Here is a 12335-nt window from a genome sequence, read left to right on the forward strand (position 1 = left end):
CGACATTTCTTTTCAAATGATTGAACTGAAACAGCTTTTTTCTTTAAAAACACAAAGTATTACTACAACGCCCAGCTGAACTACGTTTAACGGTTATCCAGCGAAGTAAAACGAGTCATCGTCAAATTTTGTTATGTCTTCTTTATTGCAGAAAGTAAATCTTTCACCTTTTCAATCGCATCTTCTACACTTTGAGACTCAATTGAAGTAACGAGCTCCTCATCACAGTTGGATGAATGATCGTAACGCGGATCATAATAGTAAATCAGTAAATTCTTGATTACTGTATGATAGTCTTTATTTTTTAGAGCTTCTTCAATTTCATGCGCCACAGGAGTATGAATGCGGCGCTTTATTCTGTGAAAAGCTTCAACGACCTCGTCATGATGATCAGAAGGGGAGTAGTCACTTAAAATATTTTTCACCCGTTCATCGATCGGCAAATGGACAAACAACTGTGGACTGGCTTCTTTATGCTGGTAGAAACGATTTGGAATCGTCACTTTACCGATGCGTGCGCTCTCGCCTTCAATCAAAATATAAGGAGCATCCTGATATTTCAGAAGCGCTTCGCCCAGTAAGAGATTGAACATGCGCTGATTGTTTGGTTTGCGTCCGATTCCGCCGAATATAGAACCACGGTGATCTGCCATGCCTTCCAGGTCTATCACGGGATAGTCTTCTGCCTTTAATTGATGCAGGATGTGAGTTTTTCCATTCCCGGTATGTCCGTTCAAGACATATAAAGGAGGGTAAGGCAGAGAATTGATCTGTTCTTTTGTCCAGTTTCGATAATTTCTGATTCCACCCTTCAAACGGCTGACGGGAACATTCATCAAGTTATTTACTGTTGCAGCAGTTTTACTACGCATACCGCCACGCCAGCAAAAGACCGTTACAGGCGTACCTAATTCTTTGAACGCTTTTATAAATTCCGGCAATTTCTTTGAAAAAATATCCAGTCCCAGTTCCTTGGCTGCATCCTGACCTTCCTCATTATAAATAGTCCCTACAAGAGCGCGTTCTTCGGTTGAAAACAAGGGAATATTAATCGCGCCGGGGATCGTTGCTTCTTCAAATTCTTTGGGAGAACGCACATCGACCAATGTATGTTTTTGATTTTTTAAATAGTAAAGTTCTTCTGGTGAAACATCTTTAAACATGTTTGTATCCTTTCTTTCTTATTTCACAGTGATGTGTCCAGGTTCGCCATCAGTAATTTCTCCTATCACTTTAGCGTTGACACCTTTATCTTGAAGTGCATCCAGTAACTCCTGCGATTCCTCTGCACCAATAGCCATAAGCAGGCCACCGGATGTTACAGCATCAGCCAAAATAAGCTGATCGATTTCGTCATACCTCTCATCAAACTGAACGACATCTTTTACGTGTTTCAGATTATTTTTAGAACCGCCGGGAACAACACCCTGGTCAGCCAGTTCTCTTACACGCGGCAGTACAGGAACATCACTTTTCTTTAAAGTGATCGCCTGGTGACTTTCGGTCGCCATTTCAGTTAAATGTCCCAAAAGACCAAAGCCGGTAACGTCTGTACAAGCATGGACGTCAAAGTCTTTCACGGTTTCTGCCGCTGTTTTATTTAAAGTAGCCATAACGTTCGTGACACGTTTCGTTTCTTCTTCAGAAAGTAAACCGCGTTTGATGGCAGTGGTCGATATGCCAACACCGATAGGCTTAGTCAAGATCAGTTTGTCACCTTTTTTTGCGCCGGCGTTCGTTAAAACGTGATCAGGATGGATCGTTCCGGTGACCGACAGACCGAATTTAGGTTCCTTGTCATCGATCGAGTGCCCGCCAACCAGGTTGCAGTCCGCTTCCTGAACCTTATCGCTGGCTCCACGAAGGATTTCAGTCAGGATTGCCTTGTCCAGATCAAAAATAGGGAAGGCAACGATATTCAGCGCGGTGACCGGTTTTCCTCCCATGGCATACACATCGCTCAATGCATTTGCTGCGGCTACTTGACCGAAGTCATAGGGATCATCGACGATCGGGGTAAAGAAATCAAGCGTCTGAACGATAGCCAGATCATCAGTCAGTTTGTAAACGCCCGCGTCATCACCAGTATCCAAGCCAACCAGCAGATTCGGATCCTTTTTCTGTGCAGGCAAATCAAACAAAACGTCATGTAATTCAGTCGGACCGATCTTGCAGCCGCATCCGCCTTTAGTTGTCAATGTCGTTAATTTTACTTGAGTCATATATTTTCATCCTTCTTTCAATAAGTCTCTACCGTTCTATTTTAACACGCATTTCACTAATCTGAGGTAATAGAGTGAAATTTTTTTCGAAATAAAAAATAAACGCTTCAACAGCCATGTTTTTTCTAAATGACTAATAACCCTAGACGCCATTATGTTAAACTGATATTTAAGTAAACGGTATTAGGGATTATTTACGAGGTGAACAAATGTCAAAAAACATTCATATTGCAGTAGTAGATGATGAAACGATTCAGCTTGATACGATGATATCATTGATCACGCAAGCAGCCAAAAAAGTGAACTTAATTAGTAATATCAGCGCATTTTCCAGTGGAGAATCTTTCTTATTCGAGTTAGAAGATCAACCTGATATGGATATGGTCTTTTTAGATATCGAAATGAAGCAGGTAGACGGCTTGAAAGTGGCTAAAAAAATCAGAGAAAAAAATCAGCAAATGACGATCGTATTTGCTACGGCTTATACTGAATATGCAGTACAAGGTTATGATGTTCAGGCATTGGATTATTTATTAAAGCCTATCAAAGTAGGAGATGTTGTCCGTGTTTTAAAGCGTCATCTTGATAGAAAACCCTTTGCCAGAAAAACGATTACTATAGAGACTCAAGGTGAGATTTCAAAAATCGATCAAGAAGAAATATTATACATTGAGGTAAACAGACGCGAGTGTGCGATTCATCTCAAGGATAAAATTTTGACTGTAAATGAGACACTTAAAGAACTGGCTGATCGATTGAGCAATGATTTTATTCAAACGCATCGCAGTTATTTAATCAATGTTGCTCATATCAATCGGTTAATAAGTAAAGATGCAGAACTATCTAATGGAGAACAAGTACCCGTTTCAAGACGTTTAATTAAAGACGTACAAGAACGTTTCATTGCTTATCATAAGGAGACAGTATTTTATAATGACTAATATGATTTGGGCAGGGATACTAATCAGTATCATTGTATTTGGTGTGTTTATTTATTTCAGACAGAAAAAGCTGATAGATTATTATAAAATACAAGAAAAGGAATTAGATCGATATGCCATTGAAGTAGAGGCGATTTATAACCAGATGCGGGGTATCCGTCATGACTATCGCAATCATCTACAAGTAATGAACACCTTAATAAATAATCAGCGAATAAATGAATTGGATGCCTACATTAAACAACTGACGAATGAGCTGAATCAGGTAGACACTATTATTCAAACGGGTAATACGATGATCGATGCTATTGTTAATACAAAGCTTACAACAGCCAAAAATAAAGGGATCGAATTATTTGCGACAGCGATCGCACCAAAAGTTCTGTCCATTGAACATGTGGACTTGGCGATCATATTAGGAAATTTACTTAATAATGCGATTGAAGCCACGATCAAAGAAACAGATAAATTGGATGAACAATTTATTCGATTATACATTGCCCCGATGAAGCAGACGTTGTATATTAGTGTGACGAATACAATGAGTGAAAATCCAAAACCTTCTTTTATTTCACTAAAAAACGTGAACAGAAGAGGATATGGTTTGTCCAGGATAAATCGGGCAGTAGAAAAATATGAAGGCATCGTAAACCGCAAGTGGGAAAAAAATGTTTTTGCAACAGAAGTAACGCTGCCGCTAAAAAACCATTCGTGACAAAATAATAACCATTCATACACTTCTGTGCAGGAAGTGTATTTTTTTAGGTAAGATAAGGTGGAGGTGAAGAAAATGAAAGAAAAAGGAAGACTCCTAAAGATATTATTGAAAGAACTCTATGATTTTAAACCTAAAATTTTCATTGTAATACTTTTGCATATAATAGTGAATGCGGTTCTACCATTACTGCAATTATTACTTTCAGCATCTGTAATTGAGTGGCTATTATCCAATGTAGCTATTCAAGATTATCTAGTACGTCTTTTACTATTTGTAGCAGTAGTTGGATCAGTGCAGATGCTCCAGAATTACTTTAATATATTCATAGAAGAGAATATGAATCATCTAAGAGTCTATATTAGAAATAAAATTCAGAGAAAATACCTGACTCTAGATTATCCACAACTGATTGGGAAAGAAGCTCAGGAACGATATAACAATGCGAATGAATTAACAGACAATAATCAGTCATTGTTTGGAAGGATACTTATGGAGGTCACCCAATGGGGCAGTTCTATTTTAGGAGTATTTATTTATGTAAATATTTTAGTCCAATTAGAATCATTGTTTATCATATTAGTTGGGATCTTTGCATTGATAGTCGTTGGTTTTAATATCCTTCAGGTTAAAATAGATCGAAAATTATTTAACAGTAAAGCATCGAACACTCAAAAATTGAGATATTTAAGAAAAGTCTATGGGGAATCTAGAATCACTAAGGACGTAAGGGTTTTTCAGATGCAGAAGTGGTTCAAGAAAATTGAAGAAAAGACAATCGACAAATACTATAAAATCGTTAAACCAAAAGTTAGGCTGACATGGGCGGAAAGCACAGTAGTTAACGTAGCTATTATTGGATTGTCAGCTTTATCATATATCAGAAGTGTCCAGTTGATCGTTTCGGGTTCGATACCTGTGTCCAGTTTCGTCATATTTGCCGGATCAGTTACTATCTTGGCTCAAACTATTATTACTTTTATCTCAGTGTCAGGCAAAATGAACACAAGTTTAAATGAAACCAAAAAATATGATGATTTTATGTCACAAGCACAAGTTTTCAATCATGGAGAAGGAAAAGCTTTACCTGAAGAACCACTTTCCATAGAATTGAGGGGTGTGTCTTATACGTATCCTAATAATGTTGAACCGACAATAGATAATATCACATTAACTTTATATCCATATGAAAGTCTCGCGATTGTTGGTGAAAATGGTGCAGGGAAGTCAACGCTGATTAATTTGATTACGGGTCTGCTTAAACCTGATTCGGGCGAAATATTGATTAACGGAATACCTCAGAGTGAATTCAACATTCACGATTACTATGCATTATTTGCACCTGTTTTTCAGGAAAAATTCTTGTTGACTTATTCAATTCGAGACACAATTATACAAGGTTTACCTTTTAATGAACAGAAGTACAATAAAGTTATTAAGTTAAGCGGTATAGATAAAATTATTGACCAATTTAAAAATCATGACCAGACAAAAATCGTTCGAGCTGTCTATACTGATGGTGTAAGCTTGTCGGGTGGTCAGTTACAGAAATTGAAATTGGCGCAGGCTCTGTATAAGGATTCATCAGTACTCGTATTAGATGAACCGACAGCCGCACTGGATCCGCTTGCTGAGCATCAGGTTTATAAAGATTATTTTCATTTTTCAAAAGACAAGCTGTCTATCTTCATTTCGCATCGTCTCTCATCCACGCGTTTTTGTGATCGGGTTATATATATTAAAAACGGTAAAATAACTGAAACAGGTACGCACGATGAGCTGATAGCAGCACAGAAAGACTACTTCAAGTTATTTGAAGCTCAAGCGTATTACTATAGAAATGATCATAGGGAAGATAGTGAAGAACGGACTCTTGTAAAGGGCGGTGTGATTTAATGGATAAGGTTAAAATATTTAAACGTGCATTCGGAGATTTAATTAGGATCGGAAAAAGATATTACATTTTATTTTTTTCACAATCTCTTGCGAATTACAGCTTACCTTTTATAGGATTTATTTACATGACTCGAATCGTAGACGCATTGAGCAGGAGCAATATGGGAGTGGTCCCCAGTCTTGTTTTTCAGTATCTTAGTATATTGCTTGTTCTGCAGTTGATTGCAGGCTGGTTGGAGCCATTAGTTGATAATGAAGAGTCGCTTTTTTTAAGAAAATTATTTGCCGAGCCAAATAAAAAGATGCTCTCCATGCATTATCACTATGCTGAAAGTTCAGAGGTGAGGGAGCAACTTGAAATCATCAACCGGAGTATGATGAGTAGTCAATCCTCCCTGCCAATGTTGAATGTTCGGATAAAAGAAATGATGCCTGGAGTCATAAGCGTTATCTGGGGGATTACTTTACTCACACCACTGTTCAAGGTTAATGTAAGTTCACTACCAGATGGATTTATGTGGATGCACCCTGTTGTTATTTTAGCTGTATTTGTTACTTTAATAGGAATCAGTATAGTTATTCAAACAAAAATATCTAAAAAATCAAGTGAAAGACTAACGGAGATGTTATCTGAACTAAAACTGTCAAATGCAATTTTCTTTTATGAAGATCAAATATTGGAAGATGTCAAATCAGGAAAAGAAATACGTTTATATAATTTGACTGATAAAATGATAGCTAATAAAAAAAGAGATTCAAATCATACAGAGAAATTACTTTCATCCAATTATAAGAAGTTTAGAAGGATGATTATTCCAACTTCGGGTTTATTTCATATAATGACTTACTTAACTTATGCATACGTAGGCATACTTGTTTTGCTTGGTACTCTTCCTGTTGCTTTGATCATTCAGTTATCCAGTGCATTAAGTCGAATGATATCAGCATTACCTGACGTTATCCAGCATGGAATGATGATGATATCTTCTCCTGAAGAGCTAAAAAGCTATTATGCCTTCATGGACTTACCGGATGAGGAAGTTGTGGGTAGTTTACCAGTTGAAAAACGGCTGGATAATGACTACACGTTTGATATCGAGAACCTCTCGTTTGCTTACCCTGGTTCTGAAGAGTTCGTTTTAAAAAATATTACGGAGGCATTTGAAGTAGGTAAAAAATATGCAATCGTTGGAGAGAATGGATCAGGTAAAACAACATTTATAAAACTGCTTACTCGATTATACGAACCAACGGAAGGTAAAATAAAGATGAACAAAATCGACACAAAAAAATATGACCTGAAAGAATATTTCAATTTGTTTGGAGTGGTCTTTCAGGACTATCACCTTGTTGGATTTTCGCTGGGACAGAATATTTCCGTGGCACCCACGTATGATAAAGAGAGAGTAATGGCGACTTTGGTTAAGGTAGGGTTAGGAACATTTGTGAGAACTCTTCCTGATCAGCTGGACACTTATCTTGGGACTGAATTCAACGACTCAGGTGTAAACGTGTCAGCCGGTCAGGAACAGAAAATAGCTATTGCCCGCTCTTTATATAAAGATGCTCCAGTCATGATACTGGATGAACCAACGGCAGCTCTTGATCCATTGACTGAATTTGAAATTTATCAGAATTTCGACAAGTTGGTACAGGATAAAACAGCTTTTTATATTTCTCATAGATTGTCCAGTTCTAAATTCTGCGATGAAGTCCTGGTCTTTGATAAAGGAGAAATCATTCAGAGAGGGAGTCACGAAGACTTAGTTAAAACAGAAGGGAAATATCAGGATTTATGGAATGCTCAAGCTCAGTATTATCAGTAGAAACTCTTTTTAAAAGCATACTAAACAAAATAATGGATAAAGAGAGCCACCTTAAGGAACATGATTGTTCAGCTTAAGGTGGCTTATTTGTAAAAATATTTAAAACTATTGATTAATTTCTTTTGAAAACCTTTACTCCAATATAATAAAGAGTGACTGCCAGGATAACAGATACATAAATAATTAAATTATTTGTTTTTACTGTATCAAAAAATATCAAGAGAATAATTGATGCACTGTAAAGGATTTGACCAGCCAATACCCTGGTTTTATTTGCCCTGTTACCTTGATCATCCACTGCCTCTTCCTTTGATAAGAACCAGAAAAGCACAAAAGATAAGCCGAATAAAACAAGCGAATAGACCGTTTGGCTGTTTAAGCTATCGAAACTGTTGAATCTCAAATAATCCCAGATGAAGCTTTGTATCAAGAATAATATGGAAGCCACTGCATTTATGACAACAAGCGTTTTAGTTAATCTTCGCCCTCTTGAAACGAAATAGATGGCTAAAAGAAAAACAGCGAGATAAATACTGTTGTCATTGCTGAAAGACAGATAAGTAGTTAATCCCAGAACCAGTAGCATATCAAATATTGTGACTGGCTTACCGCAAAGTCCATTGACCATTCGCAGCGTCAAAAGCAGCCAGGCGATGATCAGTAATGATATCGATTCATAATGAAAAATATTTATCAGCGAAATAGCCGCGGCTAAAAGTGCAGAATAATCGTGTTTCGGATCGATTTCTCTAGTAAGCGCCCAAGTTAAAAAGGTACCGCCTCCTATATATAATCCCGCAATGATCTCCCCAGTGACGACCCAGCCTGCAATAGCGACAAGCGCAGTCAATATAACGATTATGAGATTGGGTTTATGTTTCAAATCGATCATTCTACCTAAAGTAAAAATAAGACCACTCCTTCATATACAAAACTTTTTTACTATCTATTAAAAAGTCGTGCTTAGTATTATAAATACTTTATCACACATGCTGTAATAAAATAACTGTTAAAGCTATTTAAAGCACTTTTAGAACAAAACCTAATATGATACTTTTCATATTAGTGTGTATAATGGAGCTAAAGAAAATGACAGATTTATTATGAACAATAGGAGGAGTAAGATGATCGACAAGGTAGATGGCAATAAAGAATTTCCAAAACTGGCCATGGGAGTATTTATTCTTACAATGATTACGATAGCGGTTTACGAAATGCTGACTCTGGATGCGGATCTATCTGCAAGAGAGGAAACTGTTGTCCTTGTAGCAGGAGGCGTTGTAGGTTCTATTGGAGGAATTATAGGTGGCCTGATCGGGATAAGCATTCAGTATGTTTTTATCAAATATCCTACCCAATGGTTAACCAAAGAAGAGTTTGTTTATAAAAACGAAATTTGGGAGGCTATCTTTTATTCAAGTACTGCAGGCTTTCTAATCAATTTTTTATTAATACAGTTCGGTCTCCCGGCAAATCTACTTGTAAGTACGATCGTCAGCATATTGACAACCGGGCTCTTTCTACTTATATATTTCTCAGGAAGAGAAAAAGAACCTCACATCAAACGAGCTATTACTATCGTACAGATTGCGTGGATCGTGATAGGTTTTGGATTGGGGTTCGTGCTGAACTTATTTGCGGACATGGCCGTTTGATCAATATTTACGAATGATCAAAGTATTGATTATTTTTAATGTCAAAGTTGTAAGTAGAGGAAGAACTTCAGTATTCGAGAGAATGGAACTGATTTTCTTTCTTTATTTTTTCTGCTTTTGAGAGTTGCGAGTGAAATGTTGAACTGGGAGACCAGTAACTCAATGAGTATGCACTTTTAAGGATGGAATGTCGAACTCAGAGACAGGTAACGGACTGAGTGTGCACTTTTGGAAGTGAAATGTCGAACTCGGCAAGAAGTAGCTCCGTGAGTCTGCACTTTTAGGAGTGAAATGTCGAACTGGGAGGGTAGTGATGGACTGAGTGTGCACTTTTAGGAGTGAAATGTCGAACTCGGAGGATAGGAGCGGTCTGAGTATGCACTTTTTAGGAAGAAATGTCGAACCCAGAGAGCAGGGAGCTCGTGAGTAAGCACTTTTGAGGAAGAAATGTCGAACTCGGCAAGCAGTAGCACCATGAGTAAGCACTTTTAGGAAAGAAATGTCGAACTCGAGGACTGCAGACGGTTTGAGTCTACACTTGTGTAACTAAAAAGAAAGTATCCATAGTAAATAAGCGGACTCTTCCGTTGACCTGGGAGAAAGAGTATTATATACTTAAAATACCTCTAATTAGAGACATAATTACCTGTTTATAATTAGATACAATGATTTATCGCAATAGAATACAGAACAACTTATTCGTAGCTAATAAAAAAAGCAATTATAACGTAAAGGAGCATATAAAAATGACAGATCAGCCAATCGGTATTCACCACGTTACAGCAATAACAGATGATGCAAAGAGAAATTATCAGTTTTTCACAGAAATATTAGGAATGAGGCTCGTCAAAAAGACAGTGAATCAGGATGATATTCATACCTATCACACATTTTTTGCTGACGATAAAGGTTCTCCCGGGACAGACGTGACGTTCTTTGATTTTCCAGGGATACCTGAGGGCGTATCGGGTACCAACTCGATCTCAAGAATAGGGCTTAGGGTGCCGGACGATGCAGCGCTCGATTATTATCTGGATCGCTTTAAAGCTCACGAAGTCAAAAACGACGGGATTCAGATTCTTTTTGGAAAGAAAATTTTACCGTTCGAAGAAGCAGACGGTCAGCGTTACCAGCTCTTCTCTGATGAAAATAATGAAGGCGTTGAACCAGGTACCCCATGGAAAAAAGGACCAGTACCCGCAGATAAAGCGATTTATGGGTTAGGACCTGTAGAAATCACGGTCAGTTATTTTGATGAATTCAAAAGGATACTTCTTGACACCTATGGCATGAAAGTGGTTCAGGAAAAAGAAAATATCGCGCTGATCGAAACAGGTGAAGGTGGAAACGGCGGACAGGTCATTCTGAGACGCGGTTCTGGAAAAACAAGTATTCAGGGATCGGGTCAGGTCCACCATGTGTCCTTCAGGGTCAAGGATCACGAAGCACTTAAACAGTGGAAAGACGTGTATGATGAAAAAGGAATGAAACATTCCGGCCTCGTTGATCGGTTTTACTTTGAAGCCTTGTACACAAGAGTGGGCAATATCCTGATCGAACTTTCTACTGATGGTCCAGGTTTCATGGGAGATGAGCCGTATGAAACGCTCGGCGAAAGCTTGTCCTTGCCGCCGTTTTTGGAACCCCAGAGAGCGCATATAGAATCGCAGATCACTCCCTTTGACACGACCCGTTCATAAAGCTGTTTTCAAAGGAGGCACAAGCCATTGTATAACATGGTGAACTTTTTCCCACAGAATTTAACCTTAAAGGAGAAGAGAAAGTTTTTTATAGGTTCGGTCATACCCAGACCGATTGCTCTTGTTTCAACACTTTCTGACGAAGATATCGTTAATATCGCGCCATTCAGCTATTTTAATATAGTGACATATGACCCGCCTGTATTATCTATTTCTGTTCAGCGCACAGAAACCAGGCATAAGGATACGGCTAGAAATATTCTGAAAAATCGCGAGGCAGTTGTTCATATCGTTGATCAGGATAATGTGGAAGCGGCAAATCTAACTTCCGCAGCACTGGAAGCCGATAATAGCGAGCTCGATATTTCTGACTTTACAACGATCGCTTCACAGACGATTCGTGTTCCCGGAGTCAATGAAGCGAAAGTAAGGTATGAGACCGAACTTTACGATTCGATGGTTATTTATAATGATCAAAATAAGCCGACAGCAGATTTGTTATTACTGAAAGTAAAGCATTACCACATTGATGAGTCCATTTATCAAAATGGGTATGTCGATCCTTTAAAATTAAAAGCTGTAAGTCGGCTGGCTGGGAATGATTACGCTGAAGTTGGAAGGATTTTCCCACTGGAAAGACCTTGATTTCATGAAAGGAGCTATAGAATGGAACATATTTATAAAGAATACGCTGAGGACAGACCCGTTTTTATTTTACTTCATGGTACAGGCGGTGACGAAGAAAGTCTGCTTCCGATTGCTGAAGTGCTGGACCCTCACTACACTATTCTCAGTATCAGAGGCACCGTAAATGAAAATGGAATGAATAGATTTTTTAAACGTCACGGTGAAGGCCAATATGACTGGGGAAATTTAAAGCATCGCGGGGAAGAGCTTTACAACTTTATCCAAGAAAAATCAGAAGACTACGCGTTTGATATAGAGAAAGCTGTGCTGGTCGGTTTTTCCAACGGATCCAATATCGCAATCCAAATGTTGCTCGAGCATCCTGAAGCATTCAACCGGGCCGCTTTATTCGCCCCGCTGTTTCCAAGAGATGTAGAAGGAGACAGAGACTTTAGCGAGCTTGATGTCTTCTTATCTCTAGGAAAAGGAGACCCGATCGTTCCTGAAGAGGAAAGCCGTCGCATCATTGACCTTTTCCAAGAAAGAGAAGCAAGTGTTACGACAGCTTGGGCCAACGGTCATTCAATATCACAGGAAGTCACTTTAAAAGCCAAAGAATGGTTGAACTAAAAAGGACCTAAAATAACGAATGATAGAAAAATCAACTAAACAAGCTGTATTCAGAAAATGGCGACTCATTCTCTGGATGCAGCTTTTTATTTTTAAAAGCCATTGACTACATTGGTCAATTTG

11 protein-coding genes are annotated in these 12335 nt (G+C 38.3%); 8 read left to right on the top strand and 3 right to left on the bottom strand.

The genetic code is table 11. The features are described 5' to 3' along the window. Nucleotides 1-131: 131 nt before the first annotated feature. Nucleotides 132-1163 (bottom strand): tRNA 2-selenouridine(34) synthase MnmH, encoded by a 1032-nt coding sequence (gene mnmH, locus AKA01nite_RS07115; protein ID WP_146924629.1) that lies wholly within the window; start codon nt 1161-1163, stop codon nt 132-134. 18 nt (nt 1164-1181) lie between these two features. Continuing rightward, complete coding sequence (gene selD, locus AKA01nite_RS07120) at nt 1182-2222, bottom strand: selenide, water dikinase SelD (RefSeq protein ID WP_146924630.1); 1041 nt, start codon at nt 2220-2222, stop codon at nt 1182-1184. Between the two features lie 209 nt (nt 2223-2431). On the opposite strand from selD, the gene AKA01nite_RS07125 reads away from it, so the two are divergent. The 4 genes from AKA01nite_RS07125 to AKA01nite_RS07140 all read left to right on the top strand — a co-directional run bounded on the left by AKA01nite_RS07125 (nt 2432) and on the right by AKA01nite_RS07140 (nt 7600). Further along, a complete protein-coding gene (locus AKA01nite_RS07125) occupies nt 2432-3163 on the top strand; it encodes a LytR/AlgR family response regulator transcription factor (protein ID WP_146924631.1) in 732 nt (243 codons plus the stop codon). Further along, entirely contained in the window at nt 3156-3878 is a 723-nt protein-coding gene (locus tag AKA01nite_RS07130) for a sensor histidine kinase (protein ID WP_146924632.1), read from the top strand. The genes AKA01nite_RS07125 and AKA01nite_RS07130 overlap by 8 nt, the downstream gene beginning before the upstream one ends. Nucleotides 3879-3953: 75 nt before the next feature. Further along, entirely contained in the window at nt 3954-5774 is a 1821-nt protein-coding gene (locus AKA01nite_RS07135; RefSeq protein ID WP_146924633.1) for an ABC transporter ATP-binding protein, read from the top strand. Between the two features lie 125 nt (nt 5775-5899). Continuing rightward, entirely contained in the window at nt 5900-7600 is a 1701-nt protein-coding gene (locus AKA01nite_RS07140) for an ABC transporter ATP-binding protein (RefSeq protein ID WP_186805132.1), read from the top strand. A 112-nt stretch (nt 7601-7712) separates the two neighbouring features. On the opposite strand, the gene AKA01nite_RS07145 is transcribed toward AKA01nite_RS07140, so the two are convergent. Then, nucleotides 7713-8492: a hypothetical protein gene (locus AKA01nite_RS07145; protein ID WP_186805133.1), complete on the bottom strand. Its 780-nt coding sequence runs from the start codon at nt 8490-8492 to the stop codon at nt 7713-7715. 232 nt (nt 8493-8724) lie between these two features. On the opposite strand from AKA01nite_RS07145, the gene AKA01nite_RS07150 reads away from it, so the two are divergent. From AKA01nite_RS07150 to AKA01nite_RS07165, 4 genes are all read left to right on the top strand, one after another. After that, nucleotides 8725-9255, top strand: a complete 531-nt coding sequence (locus AKA01nite_RS07150; protein WP_146924636.1) for a hypothetical protein — start codon at nt 8725-8727, stop codon at nt 9253-9255. Between the two features lie 746 nt (nt 9256-10001). Beyond that, on the top strand, nt 10002-10955 hold the full coding sequence (locus AKA01nite_RS07155) for a ring-cleaving dioxygenase (protein ID WP_146924637.1): 954 nt from the start codon (nt 10002-10004) through the stop codon (nt 10953-10955). 36 nt (nt 10956-10991) lie between these two features. After that, complete coding sequence (locus AKA01nite_RS07160; RefSeq protein WP_146924661.1) at nt 10992-11600, top strand: flavin reductase family protein; 609 nt, start codon at nt 10992-10994, stop codon at nt 11598-11600. Between the two features lie 21 nt (nt 11601-11621). Beyond that, nucleotides 11622-12212, top strand: coding sequence for an alpha/beta hydrolase (locus AKA01nite_RS07165; RefSeq protein ID WP_146924638.1), 591 nt, complete (start codon nt 11622-11624; stop codon nt 12210-12212). Nucleotides 12213-12335: the final 123 nt, after the last annotated feature.

It is taken from the genome of Alkalibacterium kapii, assembly GCF_007988865.1.
Lineage (GTDB): Bacteria > Bacillota > Bacilli > Lactobacillales > Carnobacteriaceae_A > Alkalibacterium > Alkalibacterium kapii.

Coding starts and splice junctions, on each gene's coding strand:
- AKA01nite_RS07155 (WP_146924637.1), top strand. CDS start 10,002: ATGACAGATCAGCCAATCGGTATTCACCACGTTACAGCAATAACAGAT.
- AKA01nite_RS07135 (WP_146924633.1), top strand. CDS start 3,954: ATGAAAGAAAAAGGAAGACTCCTAAAGATATTATTGAAAGAACTCTAT.
- AKA01nite_RS07150 (WP_146924636.1), top strand. CDS start 8,725: ATGATCGACAAGGTAGATGGCAATAAAGAATTTCCAAAACTGGCCATG.
- AKA01nite_RS07125 (WP_146924631.1), top strand. CDS start 2,432: ATGTCAAAAAACATTCATATTGCAGTAGTAGATGATGAAACGATTCAG.
- AKA01nite_RS07165 (WP_146924638.1), top strand. CDS start 11,622: ATGGAACATATTTATAAAGAATACGCTGAGGACAGACCCGTTTTTATT.
- AKA01nite_RS07160 (WP_146924661.1), top strand. CDS start 10,992: ATGGTGAACTTTTTCCCACAGAATTTAACCTTAAAGGAGAAGAGAAAG.
- AKA01nite_RS07145 (WP_186805133.1), bottom strand. CDS start 8,492: ATGATCGATTTGAAACATAAACCCAATCTCATAATCGTTATATTGACT.
- selD (WP_146924630.1), bottom strand. CDS start 2,222: ATGACTCAAGTAAAATTAACGACATTGACAACTAAAGGCGGATGCGGC.
- mnmH (WP_146924629.1), bottom strand. CDS start 1,163: ATGTTTAAAGATGTTTCACCAGAAGAACTTTACTATTTAAAAAATCAA.
- AKA01nite_RS07130 (WP_146924632.1), top strand. CDS start 3,156: ATGACTAATATGATTTGGGCAGGGATACTAATCAGTATCATTGTATTT.
- AKA01nite_RS07140 (WP_186805132.1), top strand. CDS start 5,900: ATGACTCGAATCGTAGACGCATTGAGCAGGAGCAATATGGGAGTGGTC.